16 protein-coding genes are annotated in these 14,259 nt (G+C 58.7%); 10 read left to right on the top strand and 6 right to left on the bottom strand.

The window, feature by feature from the left end; translation table 11 throughout:
• Positions 1-59: 59 nt before the first annotated feature.
• The gene (locus HU718_RS08380; RefSeq protein WP_095119060.1) at positions 60-452 is read right to left on the bottom strand and encodes a transcriptional regulator; all 393 of its coding nucleotides are present in this window, start codon (positions 450-452) and stop codon (positions 60-62) included.
• 175 nt (positions 453-627) lie between these two features.
• On the opposite strand from HU718_RS08380, the gene HU718_RS08375 reads away from it, so the two are divergent.
• From HU718_RS08375 to HU718_RS08360, 4 genes are all read left to right on the top strand, one after another.
• Positions 628-1,362: a DUF899 domain-containing protein gene (locus HU718_RS08375; protein ID WP_186612743.1), complete on the top strand. Its 735-nt coding sequence runs from the start codon at positions 628-630 to the stop codon at positions 1,360-1,362.
• 74 nt (positions 1,363-1,436) lie between these two features.
• Entirely contained in the window at positions 1,437-1,712 is a 276-nt protein-coding gene (locus HU718_RS08370) for a hypothetical protein (protein WP_186612741.1), read from the top strand.
• Positions 1,713-1,974: 262 nt separating this feature from the next.
• Entirely contained in the window at positions 1,975-2,559 is a 585-nt protein-coding gene (locus HU718_RS08365) for a papain-like cysteine protease family protein (protein ID WP_186612739.1), read from the top strand.
• A 12-nt stretch (positions 2,560-2,571) separates the two neighbouring features.
• Positions 2,572-3,171, top strand: coding sequence for a hypothetical protein (locus HU718_RS08360; protein ID WP_150730646.1), 600 nt, complete (start codon positions 2,572-2,574; stop codon positions 3,169-3,171).
• Between the two features lie 55 nt (positions 3,172-3,226).
• Here the strand turns inward: HU718_RS08360 and HU718_RS08355 are convergent, their stop codons facing one another.
• The gene (locus HU718_RS08355) at positions 3,227-4,567 is read right to left on the bottom strand and encodes a DEAD/DEAH box helicase (protein ID WP_007914470.1); all 1,341 of its coding nucleotides are present in this window, start codon (positions 4,565-4,567) and stop codon (positions 3,227-3,229) included.
• A gap of 191 nt (positions 4,568-4,758) precedes the next feature.
• Between HU718_RS08355 and HU718_RS08350 the strand changes: the two genes are divergently transcribed.
• A complete protein-coding gene (locus HU718_RS08350) occupies positions 4,759-6,057 on the top strand; it encodes a mechanosensitive ion channel family protein (protein WP_077571581.1) in 1,299 nt (432 codons plus the stop codon).
• Between the two features lie 106 nt (positions 6,058-6,163).
• Here HU718_RS08350 and HU718_RS08345 read toward each other — a convergent pair whose 3' ends face one another.
• The 4 genes from HU718_RS08345 to HU718_RS08330 form a co-directional block, all read right to left on the bottom strand.
• A complete protein-coding gene (locus HU718_RS08345; protein ID WP_150708190.1) occupies positions 6,164-7,030 on the bottom strand; it encodes a carboxylate/amino acid/amine transporter in 867 nt (288 codons plus the stop codon).
• A 116-nt stretch (positions 7,031-7,146) separates the two neighbouring features.
• Positions 7,147-7,569, bottom strand: coding sequence for a hypothetical protein (locus HU718_RS08340; protein ID WP_186612737.1), 423 nt, complete (start codon positions 7,567-7,569; stop codon positions 7,147-7,149).
• A gap of 270 nt (positions 7,570-7,839) precedes the next feature.
• Positions 7,840-8,439 carry an FMN-dependent NADH-azoreductase gene (locus HU718_RS08335; protein ID WP_150730644.1) on the bottom strand — a complete coding sequence of 200 codons (600 nt, stop codon included), beginning with the start codon at positions 8,437-8,439 and terminating at the stop codon, positions 7,840-7,842.
• 229 nt (positions 8,440-8,668) lie between these two features.
• The gene (locus HU718_RS08330; RefSeq protein WP_150708189.1) at positions 8,669-8,983 is read right to left on the bottom strand and encodes a 3-phosphoglycerate kinase; all 315 of its coding nucleotides are present in this window, start codon (positions 8,981-8,983) and stop codon (positions 8,669-8,671) included.
• 49 nt (positions 8,984-9,032) lie between these two features.
• On the opposite strand from HU718_RS08330, the gene HU718_RS08325 reads away from it, so the two are divergent.
• The 5 genes from HU718_RS08325 (at position 9,033) to aqpZ (ending at position 14,233) form a co-directional block, all read left to right on the top strand.
• The gene (locus HU718_RS08325) at positions 9,033-9,956 is read left to right on the top strand and encodes a PA3225 family LysR-type transcriptional regulator (protein ID WP_007914443.1); all 924 of its coding nucleotides are present in this window, start codon (positions 9,033-9,035) and stop codon (positions 9,954-9,956) included.
• A gap of 14 nt (positions 9,957-9,970) precedes the next feature.
• Positions 9,971-10,774: an alpha/beta fold hydrolase gene (locus HU718_RS08320; protein ID WP_186612735.1), complete on the top strand. Its 804-nt coding sequence runs from the start codon at positions 9,971-9,973 to the stop codon at positions 10,772-10,774.
• Positions 10,775-10,777: 3 nt separating this feature from the next.
• Entirely contained in the window at positions 10,778-11,335 is a 558-nt protein-coding gene (locus HU718_RS08315) for a peptidylprolyl isomerase (RefSeq protein ID WP_095119068.1), read from the top strand.
• 88 nt (positions 11,336-11,423) lie between these two features.
• A complete protein-coding gene (locus HU718_RS08310) occupies positions 11,424-13,256 on the top strand; it encodes an ABC transporter ATP-binding protein (protein ID WP_134177693.1) in 1,833 nt (610 codons plus the stop codon).
• Between the two features lie 281 nt (positions 13,257-13,537).
• Positions 13,538-14,233 (top strand): aquaporin Z, encoded by a 696-nt coding sequence (aqpZ, locus tag HU718_RS08305; RefSeq protein ID WP_064586473.1) that lies wholly within the window; start codon positions 13,538-13,540, stop codon positions 14,231-14,233.
• Positions 14,234-14,259: the final 26 nt, after the last annotated feature.

Below are 14,259 nucleotides of genomic sequence, written 5' to 3'. Positions count from 1 at the left end.
AGTAACTGACGTACCGCTTTCGCGAGCAGGCTCGCTCCCACATGGGTATCACTTTGAACTCAGGCGATCTGAGCTTTAGATGCCACTTCATCAAACGTCGCCTCGGCCAGCGCGTCCTCCTGCTCATCCAGCACCTGACGCGGATGATCGTTACCGGGAATGCTGCTGTCGATAAGGCTCAACAAGCTGGAACCGCGAGGCGTCAGAACAAAGTTGTTTCCGGTGCTGCCCTCCTCATCCGGACGCGGTGCGATATAGCCGCGCAGGAGCAACAGTCTTTCATAGTCGCAAGCCAGCGTTTTCAGGTGATCAAGGTTCTCGATCGGCTCGCCCGCGCTGGCTTGCTCCGCCGCATAGTCTTCGGCATAAGCCCGTGGGGCAAAGCTATGGCCGGCGCTGTTCTGCACTTCATGCAGCAAGCGTTCAATCAAATCCCAGTTATAAGTCGTCATCCTGATACAACCTCCGGTGCGCGTGATTTATGGCGCGTTCATAGGTTGTGACCGGAGTGGCTCGCAGCCGTTCAGCCGCATTTGCCGAGCCGACCGACCGGCGGTCTGTCGATTTCCCGCAGGGTTAAACGACTAGTCTGAAACAGACGGTTTCAACCCCGCAGGAGAAATCATCATGAACGTTGAGAATCATCCGGTGGTATCGCGCGAAGAATGGCTCGCCGCCCGTAAGCAACATCTCGCCGACGAAAAAGCTTTCACCAAGGAACGCGACCGGCTCAGCGCCGAGCGTCGTGCGTTGCCATGGGTAAAAGTCGATAAGGATTACCACTTCCAAAGTCCCAACGGTGAGCTGAAACTCGCTGACCTGTTCGGTAAACACAGCCAATTGGTGGTTTACCACTTCATGTTTGCCAAAGAATGGGAGGAAGGCTGCCAGGGTTGCTCGTTTCTCAGTGACCACATCGATGGCGCCAACCTGCATCTGGCGCATCACGATATCGCCGTGGTTGCTGTGTCTCATGCACCGTTTAATGAGTTCCAGGATTTCAAGCGGCGGATGGGCTGGAAGTTTGACTGGGTGTCGTCAGAGGGTTGCGACTTCAACTATGACTTCGGCGTTTGCGCACGGGCTGAGGATGTCGCGGCGGGAAAGGCTACGTACAACTACGAAAAGACTGACAGCGCCGAGGAAGAAATGCCCGGGCTGAGCGTGTTTTATCGTGATGCAAAGGGCGACATCTTCCACACCTACTCAACTTACGCTCGCGGTCTCGACATGCTGGTCGGTGCCTACAACTATCTAGACCTCACGCCCAAGGGCAGGAATGAGGACGAGATCATGGAATGGGTGCGGCATCATGATCGTTATGAAGGCGATTCCAGGTCGAGCTGCTGCCACTCTGAGTGATGAGCAATGAACTTTTCTCCCGCTCAAGGCCTCAACCGATTAACCCGCCTTAACCGGAACTGAGGCCTGCCCCGATGAAAACCCTGATCAAGCTCACCCTCGCCGCCACCCTGGCCTGCGCCCTGCCCGTCTGGGCCTGCACGCCGGAAGAAGCCACCGCCAAGCGCGAACAACTGGCCAAGGAAGTCTCGAAGCTGACCGAGCAGAATCCGGCCAAGGCCAAGGAGATCAATGCTGAATTGCAAAAAATGGATCTGGGCACGGCCAGTGCGGATCTGCCGGACAAGTGCCAGTTGATTGATCAGCGGTTGAAAGAACTGAATTCTGCCGAGAAGAAGACCGAGGGCTAACAGCAAGATCAAAAGATCGCAGCCTGCGGCAGCTCCTACACAAAACCCTGTAAGAGCTGTTGCAGACTGCGATTTTTTGCGCTTAGAAATGCATTTGTGCATTTATTTATTTGCATTAACGCATATCTCTGACTAGGGTTACCTCGAGCAAGGAGATCGGAACCGGCCACAGAAGATGGCAACCGTTAAGCACCGATCGCTCAGCAATACCGCAACACCCTCACAAGCTGGACGCTTGTTTTCACTCATGGAGGATTGAAAAATGTTAACCACAGCAGCAACACAATTCACCGGCGAATCACTGCCAAGGTGCCTGGCCGGTCACCTGCTCGACCCGCAACTCGCCGAAGTCGAAGCCGCTGAACAGCTCAGCGCCCGCGCCGCCGGCAGCCTCAACTTCAATATGCAGAAACAGACCCAGACCAACTGGTGCTGGGCCGCCGTGTCCGCCTCGGTCGGCAACTATTACGGCACCGGCAACTGGACGCAGTGCGGCGTGGCCAGCACCCAGCTCGATCGCAATTGCTGCAATCAGCCAGGGCCGTGCAACATTTACGGCTATCTGGATTCGGCGCTGCAAACCACCCGTAGCTACAACGGCATGAATCAGGGCTCGCTGCAGATGTCGGCCATCCAGAACCAGATCAGCATGGGCCGCCCGGTCGGCTTGCGCTGCGCCTGGTACGGCGGTGGGGCGCATTTCCTGACGATCTACGGCACCAATGGCGATTACCTGTTGGTCGCGGACTCGATCTACGGCTATTCGACCCGCGCACTGAACGCGTTTCCCCGTGCCTATAACGGCGGCGGCAACTGGACCCACACTTACTTCACAGTCAAAAACTAGGAGGGCGACATCATGCAACTGACTTATCCAAAGGCGCCTTCCAACGGCGTACAGACCTTACGCCCAGCGCTACAAGCTGCGCTGCAAACCCAGGGCTTCGGCGCCAATCGCCAGTTCGCCAACGCAGCACCTGCGAAGATCAGCCTCAGTGAGGCCTATCGCGGCTACTCGTTGAACCTGGAGGACCTGAGCCAAGGCAAAGGTCTGCAAGACGCGCGAATCGGCGACTGGCATTATCTGGTATTTGCCGACGGCGTGACGATTGCCGATGCGCAATTGGCCGAGGTGCGCGGGCATGTCGAGTTCGCTTCGTTGAACCACGGCGATCACGCCGCCGCGACGGTGAGTGCGCTGAAACTCGCAGAACAAGCGCCGCAACTGCAGGGCAAAACCGTTGAGTTGCGCGTGCTGTTTGTCTCGGCGCTGCATGTTGTGGCGATATGGCTGCATGCCGACGGTGAGGATGTATTGATCCCGATTGAACCAACGCCGAAGGATCTGGCGACCACTCGGTTGTACAGCGAGGCAGCCTTGCTCGCAGCATTGAAGCCGGCGGCCGATCAGGCCAAGCGGCGCTTTGATGCCGACACCAGTGGTCAGCTCGGCAACTGATGGACGAAAAAAAACCCGGACACTGTCCGGGTTTTTTCTGTGCGCCTGAAACGACTTACTCAGCCGCAGGCTCTGCTGGCTTGCGGCGCTTCAGCGGGGCCATGCCGTCGCTGCTCACCAACGAGTCCGGCTTCGGACGGTTGGCGCTCTTGCGCTTGGTCGGCGTTTTGGCGGCGGTTTTCTTCTTGTCGCCCTTGGCGTCAGTCTTTTTCTTCTTCACGCCAACGGCTTTACCCGAAGCCTTGACCTTTTTTGGTCCGCCGTAGGTGCCTTTGACTTCCTTGATGGTACGGCGCTCGAAGCTCTGCTTCAGATAGCGCTCGATGCTCGACATCAGGTTCCAGTCGCCGTGGCAGATCAACGAGATCGCCAGACCATCGTTACCGGCACGACCGGTACGACCGATGCGGTGCACGTATTCGTCGCCGCTGCGTGGCATGTCGAAGTTGATCACCAGATCCAGACCATCCACATCCAGACCACGGGCCGCAACGTCGGTGGCCACGAGAATCTTCACGCCGCCCTGCTTCAGACGGTCGATCGCCAGTTTGCGATCCTTCTGGTCTTTCTCGCCGTGCAGCACGAACGCTTTGTATTCCTGAGCCACGAGACGACCGTAGATGCGGTCGGCCATGGCGCGGGTGTTGGTGAAGACGATGGCCTTCTGATAGGTCTCGTTGGCCAGCAGCCAGTTCACAATCTGCTCTTTGTGCTGATTGTGGTCGGCGGTGATGATCTGCTGACGGGTGGTCGAGTTCAGTTGGCTGACCGCGTTGAGCTGCAAGTGCTCAGGGTTGTTCAGCACCTTGCCGATCATGTCCCGCAGGCCGGAACCACCGGTGGTGGCGGAGAACAGCATGGTCTGCTGACGGTTCGGGCATTCGTCGACCAGACGCTGTACGTCTTCGGCAAAACCCATATCGAGCATGCGGTCGGCTTCGTCGAGCACCAGCACTTCGACTTCTTTGAGGTCGAGGTTGCCGGCGTTGAGTTGCTCGATCATCCGGCCCGGGGTGCCGATGAGGATGTCCGGCACTTTGCGCAGCATCGCGGCCTGGACCTTGAAGTCTTCACCGCCGGTGATCAGGCCGGACTTGATGAAGGTGAACTGCGAAAAGCGTTCAACTTCCTTCAGGGTCTGCTGGGCCAGTTCACGGGTCGGCAGCAGGATCAGCGTCTTGATGCTGACGCGAACCTTGGCCGGGCCGATCAGGCGATTGAGGATTGGCAGAACGAAAGCGGCGGTTTTGCCGCTACCGGTTTGCGCCGTCACCCGCAGATCACGCCCTTGGAGCGCCAGCGGGATGGCCGCGGCTTGCACAGGCGTTGGCTCGACAAATTTCAGCTCGGCCACAGCTTTAAGCAGGCGTTCGTGCAGGGCGAATTGGGAAAACACGGGTGCTACCTCGAAGATATGCAAAAAAACAGCTGCATAGGTTACCGGTTTCGAGCGCTCAGGCCGAGTTTCTTTATACAAACGGACGTAATCAGTGGCTTTTTTGTTGCTCGATTTGTCTCCAACGGTAATACACAGCGGCTTAAATGCTCTAATCACCCATCGCGTCTTACAGAAGAATCGTTGCTCATATGGATTTCAAACAGCTCTGGCTCAACGCCCAAGACCTCTGGGGCACCCTCGAACAGCATCCACTGTTGCAGGCCGGCCTTGCGCTGACCTTGTTATTGGTGATCGCGCTGGTGCTCGGACGAGTGGCGCGTTACCTGATCCTGCACGCCAGCCGCATGCTCGGCCGCCAGCCGTCGCTGCACTGGATCAATGACTTTCGCCACAACAAGGTATTTCAGCGCCTGGCGCAGATGACGCCGTCGCTGGTGATCCAGTTCGGCCTGCATCTGGTGCCGGAACTGAGTAAAACCGCGATGACCTTTCTCGGTAACGTGGCACTGTCGTTCACCATTCTGTTCCTGCTGCTGTCGGTCAGCGCCCTGCTCAATGCCCTGCTCGACATCTATGCACGCACCGAGCACGCCCGCACGCGCTCGATCAAAGGCTACGTGCAACTGGCGAAAATGGTCTTGTACGTGTTTGGCGCGATCATCATTGTCGCCACGTTGATTGACCGTTCGCCGCTGTTGCTGCTGTCCGGTCTGGGTGCGATGTCGGCGGTGATTCTGTTGGTCTACAAGGACACGCTGCTGTCGTTCGTCGCCAGCGTGCAGTTGACCAGCAACGACATGTTGCGCGTAGGCGACTGGATCGAGATGCCACAAGTCGGCGCCGATGGCGACGTGGTCGACATCACCCTGCACACGGTCAAGGTGCAGAACTTCGACAAGACCATCGTTTCCATTCCGACCTGGCGGCTGATGTCCGAGTCGTTCAAGAACTGGCGCGGCATGCAGCAATCGGGCGGGCGACGGATCAAGCGCAGCCTGTTCATCGATGCCAGCGGCGTGCGTTTCATCCGCGATGACGAGGAAGAAAAACTCTCCCAGGTGCACTTGCTGACCGACTACATGAGCCGCAAGAAAGCCGAACTCAAGGCGTGGAACGAGGCACAGGGCAATGTCGCGGCGATGTCGGCGAACCGCCGGCGCATGACCAATATCGGCACTTTCCGCGCGTATGCGCTGGCGTATCTGAAGAGTCATCCGGAGATTCAGCCGAACATGACCTGCATGGTGCGGCAGATGCAGACCACCGCGCAGGGCATTCCGCTGGAGATCTACTGCTTCACCCGCACCACGGTGTGGGCCGATTACGAGCGGATTCAGGGGGATATTTTCGATTATCTGCTGGCGGTGCTGCCGGAGTTCGGGCTGAGTCTGTATCAACAGCCGAGTGGTGGGGATTTGCGTTCCGGGTTGCTGCCAGCGGTACTCGGCGCGGCCAGCATTCCCGAACCACAGAAACACCTGATGTAACCCAAAGATCAAATGTGGGAGCGAGCCTGCTCGCGAATGCAATGTGTCAGTCGACCCATACTTATCTGACCCAGCGCCTTCGCGAGCAGGCTCGCTCCCACAGGGGTTATGCAGCGACCGGTTTTTTTCGGATGCCCAGTCGGCTGATCCACACGGCAGCCAGAATCACACTCCCGCCAAGGAACAACCGCCCCAGTTCCTCATGCTGATTCCAGATCAGCAAATTCAGCAGCAACCCCACCGGAACATGCAGGTTGTTCATCACCGCCAGCGTGCCGCCGTTGACCATGCATGCGCCCTTGTTCCACCAGTACATGCCCAGCGCGGTCGAGACCAGACCGAGAAACAGCAACACGGCCCATTGCAGTGGAGCTTCCGGGAGGAAGTTGGCTTTGCCGAACATCAAGAATGCCGGCAGCACCACGGCCAGCGCGCCGAGGTAGAAGAAGCCGAAACGCCGGTAATGCGGCAGGTCGCTCGGGTGTTTCGCCACCAGATGCTTGTACATCACCTGCCCTGCGGCGTAGGTGAAGTTGGCCAGTTGCAGCAGCAGGAAGCCCATGAAGAAGTCCGGATTGATGCTGTCAAAGCGAATCACCGCCGCCCCGCCCACCGCCACCAGCGCCGCAATCAGCGCCCACGGATTGAAGCGCCGGTTCAGGGCGTCTTCGATCAACGTCACGTGCAGCGGCGTGAGGATAGTGAACAGCAATACTTCCGGCACCGTCAGCACGCGGAAGCTCAAATAAAGACAGACGTAAGTCACGCCAAACTGCAAGGCGCCGATCACCAGCATGCCGCGCATGAACGAAGGTTCGACCGACCGCCAGCGGGTCAACGGAATGAACACCAGACCAGCCAGCACCACACGCACCAGCACCGCGAAGTAACTGTCGACATGACCGGCGAGGTATTCGCCGATCAGGCTGAAGGAAAACGCCTGAATCAGCGTGACAAAAAGTAGATAGCCCATGCTCGCCTCGAAATCGAATGGCGGCGACGATAGCGGGTTTTACGGCTGATCGCGAACCCTGCGCAATGACAGCATGCGTGGGAACGCCCTTGGCCGCCCCCACGGAATCAGGGGAATCAGCCCTTGACGCAGTTTTCCATGCCGTGACCGCCGCCTTCGTATTCAGGGCCGTAATAGTATTTGCTGAAAGCGAGTTTGCCGTCAGAGCCCGCGGTCATCCGCGCGATACCGACACCGTAATCTTTCAGGGCCGCGTCTGTGTGAGCAAAGTAAATCGCCAATGAGTCTGCATTGGCAGCGGCAAAACCGTCGTACACGGATTTGTCCGCCAGGGTCAGCCTGAAGGTGTAAGCGCCGTAATGCCCAGTGCTTTGCCTGGCATTGAGTTGCATGTCGACCGTGCCTTTGAATTCGCCAATGTGGCTGTCCATGCCTTTGCATTCATAAACCCCGCTGTAATCGGTGCCGGTGAACGGGGGCGGGCTCGCCCAAGCGGGTGCCGAAATGAATGCGATAGTGGCAATGACTTTTTTGAGCATCGTGATCTCCCTTGATCGCTGACTGTTCAGACAAGGCCAAAGCCTAGGGATGCCCCTTCCGACAGACAACCTGAGAATCACGTAGGAAAATTCTGTTTTTGTGTTTTTGATGAAACGGCAGGCAAAAAAAAGCCCGATCTCGCTAATGCGTTCAATCGGGCTACAGCACTCAGGAGCAACAAGTGCAAAGGGAGGTTCGATGCGCGTAGAGCCTTGAAGGGGTTGCGCCAGGTCACTAGACCATCCAGCGATTATCTGGCGATTAACATATCAAGCGACCTGGGACAGCTTGGCGTTGGCCTGATTCAGACCTTTCTCCTGGAAGTCGCCACCGAGGTTCATGCCCTCGGCGTGAATGAACGTCACGTCGTTGATGCCGATGAAACCCATGACCTGACGCAGGTACGGTTCCTGATGATCCGCCGGGCCGCCGGCGTAGATGCCGCCGCGAGCGGTCAGTACGTAAGCCCGTTTGCCGCTGAGCAGACCTTGCGGGCCGGTTTCGGTGTACTTGAAGGTCACACCGGCACGCAGCACGTGGTCGAGCCAGGCCTTGAGGGTGCTCGGGATCGCAAAGTTGTACATCGGCGCGGCCATCACCAGCACGTCGGCGGCGAGCAACTCATCGGTCAATTCGTTGGAACGGTCCAGCGACGATTGCTCGTTGGCGTTGCGCTGATCGGCAGGCTTCATCCAGCCACCCAGCAGGTTGCTGTCCAGGTGTGGTACCGGGTTCGCAGCGAGGTCACGTACGGTGATCTGATCGTTGGGATGCGCCGCTTTCCACTGACCGATGAAGGTCTGGGTCAGTTGACGCGATACCGAGTCTTGCTGGCGGGCGCTGCTTTCGATGATCAGAACGCGGGACATGGTGTGTAGCCTCCATCCGAGAATGTTGTAGGTCGATGGAGTGAAGGTTAAACAGAGTCGAATCGATGAAAAAGCGCAAATAATTGCTGCAAAGCATCGAATAATTCGTTTAGATGCACCTAACCCCTGTGGGAGCGAGCCTGCTCGCGAAGGCGGTGTATTAGTCAGAGAAAGTGTCGACTGACACTACGCCTTCGCGAGCAGGCTCGCTCCCACAGTAAATACGCTGTTATTTCGGGGTGCAGCTCAGTTTGATGCGCAGCTTGATGATCTCGCGGGTGAACTTGGCCGTGGCGTTTTTATGTTTGCCGGCCGGTACATCGATTGTGCGGGTGCGCGGCGCTTCCGGGCCATTGCTGAACACCGCTTTGCACGTCGCGTCGACATCACCGTAGTTGGCCACCCGAATCGAGCCGATGTCGTTATCGGTGTCGAAGGTCTCGTAGTCGATCTTCATGCCGTTGAGTTCTTTCTGCACATCGATCGGGTACGCAAAAGCAGTCAGCGGTAGCAGCGCCAGCAGCACACAACAGAATTTTTTCATTCGGCAGTCTCCATGAGGGACGGCCAGCTTAGGACAAGAGGAGCTATTGATGAAAGCGCCCCGCGTGACCCTGGATCAATGGCGAACATTGCAGGCCGTGGTCGACCACGGCGGATTCGCCCAGGCCGCCGAGGCCTTGCACCGTTCGCAATCGTCGGTGAGTTACACCGTCGCCCGCATGCAGGACCAGCTCGGCGTGCCGTTGCTGCGCATCGACGGGCGCAAAGCCGTGCTCACCGAGGCCGGCGGCGTGTTGCTGCGTCGTTCGCGACAATTGGTGAAACAGGCCAGCCAACTGGAAGATCTTGCCCACCATATGGAGCAAGGTTGGGAAGCCGAGGTGCGGCTGGTAGTCGATGCGGCCTACCCGAGCGCGCGAATTGTGCGCGCATTGACCGCGTTCATGCCGCAGAGTCGCGGCTGCCGCGTGCGTCTGCGTGAGGAAGTATTGTCAGGTGTTGAAGAAGTGCTGCTTGAAGGCGTGGCTGATCTGGCCATCACCGGCCTGAGCATTCCCGGCTACCTCGGCGCGGAATTGAGTGACGTCGAGTTCGTCGCTGTCGCCCACCCCGATCACCCGCTGCATCGGCTCAATCGCGAGCTGAGCTTTCAGGATCTGGAAACCCAGATGCAAGTGGTGATTCGCGACTCCGGCCGCCAGCAACCGCGGGACGTCGGCTGGCTCGGCGCCGAGCAGCGCTGGACCGTGGGCAGCCTCGCCACGGCGGCCACGTTCGTCAGCAGCGGCCTCGGTTTTGCCTGGCTGCCCCGGCACATGATCGAGCGGGAATTGAAAGATGGTTCGCTCAAGCTGCTACCGTTGGACAGGGGCGGCAACCGCAATTCCAGCTTCTATCTGTATTCGAACAAGGACAAACCCTTGGGCCCGGCCACGCAAATCCTCATCGAACTGCTGCGCACCTTCGACACTTTGCCGCTGGACGCACCGTTCGCCGCCCCTGAACAAGCCTGACACGGAGTTCACCGATGGCGTATTTCGAGCACGAAGGTTGCAACCTGCACTACGAGGAATATGGCCACGGCGCGCAGTTGCTGCTGGTTCACGGGCTCGGTTCGAGCACGCTGGATTGGGAAATGCAGATCCCGGCGCTCGCCGCGCACTATCGGGTGATCGTCCCGGATATTCGCGGCCACGGGCGCTCGGACAAACCCCGTGAGCGCTACAGCATCGCCGGCTTCAGCGCCGACATGGTTGCGCTGATCGAGCACTTGCGTCTCGGCCCGGTGCATTACGTCGGGCTGTCGATGGGCGGTATGATCGGCTTCCAGCTCGGCGTCGATCAGCCGCAAATGCTGAAAAGCCTGACCATCGTCAACAGCGCGCCCGAAGTCAAACTGCGTAGCCGCGATGATTACTGGCAGTGGTTCAAGCGCTGGAGTCTGATGCGCGTGCTCAGCCTCGCCAGCATCGGCAAAGCCCTCGGCGGCAAACTTTTTCCGAAACCGGAACAAGCCGATCTGCGGCAGAAAATGGCCGAACGCTGGGCAAAAAACGACAAACGTGCTTATCTCGCCAGCTTCGATGCGATTGTTGGCTGGGGCGTTCAGGAACGACTTTCCCGGGTGACCTGTCCAACGCTCGTCATCAGCGCCGACCGTGATTACACACCAGTGGCACTGAAAGAAACCTATGTAAGACTGCTGCCGAATGCGCGGCTGGTGGTGATTGCCGATTCGCGCCACGCCACCCCGCTCGATCAACCCGAACGCTTCAATCAAACGCTGCTGGAGTTCCTCGCCGCAGCCGATACTCAATCTCAGGATCACTGACCCATGCTGAAAAAACTCGCCCTCGCCGCTGGTACTGTGCTGTTTGCCGCCAACCTGATGGCAGCCACGCCGGTCAAAGCACCGCACGTGCTGCTGGACACCACCAACGGCCAGATCGAAATCGAACTGGATCCGGTCAAGGCGCCAATCAGCACCAAGAACTTTCTCGATTACGTCAACAGCGGCTTCTACAACAACACGATTTTCCACCGCGTGATCCCGGGCTTTATGGTTCAGGGCGGCGGTTTCACTCAACAGATGCAGCAAAAAGAAACCAAGGCGCCGATCAAGAACGAGCACAAAAACGGTCTGGCTAACGTTCGTGGCACCTTGTCCATGGCTCGCACTTCCGTACCTGATTCGGCGACCAGCCAGTTCTTCATCAACGTCAAGGACAACGACTTCCTCGACCAAGGCGACGGCTACGCTGTATTCGGCAAAGTGGTCAAAGGCATGGACGTGGTCGACATCATCGTCAACTCGCCGACCACCACCAAAAGCGGCATGAAAGACGTACCTGCCGACCCTGTATTCATCAAGTCGGCCAAAGTCATCGACTAAGCTGTACAGGGCGTATCGAGCGGCGTGAGTTCAACCTCACGCCGCTCACACCGATAAAAGGAGAGCCCGTACTCCGGGCGGTTATCTGATGCTCTATCGCCGTTTCGAACAACTGATCGACATATTCCGTGAAGCCCCGACGGCGTCTCCGCCGGACCGCGTTCTCCCCTTCTACACCTATTACCTCAAGCAGGTCTGGCCGAGTTTTGCCGCCCTGCTCGTCGTTGGCCTGTTCGCCGCATTGATCGAAGTGGCACTGTTCAGTTACCTGAGCCGTATCATCGACCTGGCCCAAGGCACACCCAACCCGAATTTCTTCAGCGACCACGCCCTCGAACTGACGTGGATGCTGGTGGTTGCCCTCGTCCTGCGGCCGATTTTCTTCGGCCTGCACGACTTGCTGGTGCATCAGACGTTAAGCCCCGGCATGACCAGCATGATCCGCTGGCAGAACCACAGCTACGTGCTCAAACAGAGCCTGAATTTCTTCCAGAACGACTTTGCCGGGCGCATCGCCCAGCGCATCATGCAGACCGGCAACTCGCTGCGTGATTCGGCGGTGCAAGCGGTCGATGCGCTGTGGCACGTGGTGATCTATGCGATCAGTTCGCTGGTGTTGTTCGCCGAAGCCGACTGGCGCCTGATGATCCCGCTGTTGACGTGGATCGTCGCCTACATCGGCGCGCTGTATTACTTCGTACCGCGCGTGAAAGAGCGCTCGGTGGAAGCCTCCGACGCGCGCTCGAAACTGATGGGCCGCATCGTCGACGGCTACACCAACATCGCCACGCTGAAGCTGTTCGCCCACACCAACTTCGAACAGCACTACGCCAAGGAAGCCATCGAAGAACAGACCGTCAAAGCACAAATGGCCGGCCGCGTCGTCACCAGCATGGACGTGGTAATCACTGCCATGAACGGCTTGCTGATCGTCGGCACCACGGCGTTGGCGCTGTGGTTGTGGACGCAGTCGCTGATCACTGTCGGTGCGATTGCCTTGGCCACCGGCCTGGTGATCCGCATCGTCAACATGTCCGGCTGGATCATGTGGGTGGTCACCGGCATTTTCGAAAACATCGGCATGGTTCAGGACGGGCTGCGCACCATCTCGCAACCGGTCAGCGTCACCGATCACGAGCAGGCCAAACCGCTGGACGTGGCCCGTGGCGAAGTGCGTTTCGAGCACGTGGATTTTCACTACGGCAAAAAGCGCGGGATCATCGGCGACCTCAACCTGAACATCAAACCGGGCGAGAAAATCGGCTTGATCGGGCCGTCTGGTGCCGGCAAATCAACGCTGGTCAACCTGTTGCTGCGCCTGTACGACGTCGAAGGCGGACGCATTCTGATCGACGGCCAGAACATCGCCGAAGTCGGTCAGGAAAGCCTGCGTGCGCGGATCGGCATGATCACCCAAGACACCTCGCTGCTGCACCGTTCGATCCGCGACAACTTGCTGTACGGCAAACCGGATGCTACCGACGCCGAGTTGTGGGATGCGGTGCACAAGGCGCGCGCCGATGAGTTCATTCCGCTGCTATCGGACGCTGAAGGTCGCACGGGTTTCGATGCGCATGTTGGTGAGCGCGGAGTGAAGTTGTCCGGTGGCCAGCGCCAGCGCATCGCTATTGCACGCGTGCTGCTCAAGGACGCGCCGATCCTGATCATGGACGAAGCCACCTCGGCGCTGGACTCGGAAGTCGAAGCGGCGATTCAGGAAAGCCTGGAAACCCTGATGCAGGGCAAAACCGTGATCGCGATTGCGCACCGACTCTCGACCATTGCGCGGATGGATCGGCTGGTGGTCCTGGAGAACGGCAAGATTGCCGAGAGCGGCACCCATGCTGAATTGCTGGCTCACCGTGGCTTGTATGCACGGTTGTGGGCGCATCAGACCGGGGGGTTTGTCGGCATCGATTGATCTCTCCCAAGATCGTTCCCACGCTCTGCGTGGGAACGCAGCCCGTGACGCTCCGCGTCACTGGACGCGGAGCGTCCCTTGAGGCATTCCCACGCAGAGCGTGGGAACGATCACCGCCACAGCCCGCCAACCACGGGTGCTGGCGGTTTTTTTGTGCTTGCTGGAAATCGGCAAAAAGCCTGCTGTACTCAGCCAAGGTTCCGGAACGGAGCCTGTCGTAAGTCTGCAAGGATGCACAACTCGATGCAGTCTCGATAGCAGGGCTATCAAGGACGCCTCTCATGTCTCTGTTCAAACGTTCAGTCACTGAGTTGTTGGGTACGTTCTGGTTGGTATTGGGTGGTTGCGGCAGCGCGGTGATCGCCGCGTCTTCACCCTTGGGAATCGGGGTGCTGGGGGTGGCCCTGGCGTTTGGTCTGACGGTGCTGACCATGGCGTTTGCCATCGGCCACATCAGCGGCTGTCACCTCAACCCCGCCGTGTCGGTCGGTCTGTTCGTCGGCGGCCGGTTTCCGGCCAAGGAGTTGCCCGCTTACATCATTGCCCAAGTGCTCGGCGCGATTCTCGCGGCGGCGCTGATCGCCCACATCGCCAGCGGCAAGGAGGGTTTCGACATCGCCGCTGGCCTGGCGTCCAACGGTTATGGTGAGCATTCACCGGGCAAGTACTCGATGGCGGCGGGGTTCGTCACTGAACTCGTGATGACCGCGATGTTTGTGATCATCATCCTCGGCGCCACCGATAGACGCGCACCGCCGGGACTGGCACCGATCGCCATAGGCTTGGGCCTGACGCTGATTCACCTGATCTCGATTCCGGTCACCAACACCTCGGTCAATCCGGCCCGCAGCACGGGACCGGCGCTGATGGTCGGCGGCTGGGCGATCGCGCAGTTGTGGATGTTCTGGGTCGCGCCGTTGATTGGCGCGGTGGTCGGTGGCGGGATCTATCGGTGGCTGGGCAAGGAAGAAACCTGAAGGCGTATGAAATCCCTTTGTGGGAG

Source organism: Pseudomonas tensinigenes, from assembly GCF_014268445.2.
Lineage (GTDB): Bacteria > Pseudomonadota > Gammaproteobacteria > Pseudomonadales > Pseudomonadaceae > Aquipseudomonas > Aquipseudomonas tensinigenes.
The sequence above is the reverse complement of the archived record's forward strand: the minus strand, read 5'-3'. Positions and strand labels throughout refer to the sequence as shown.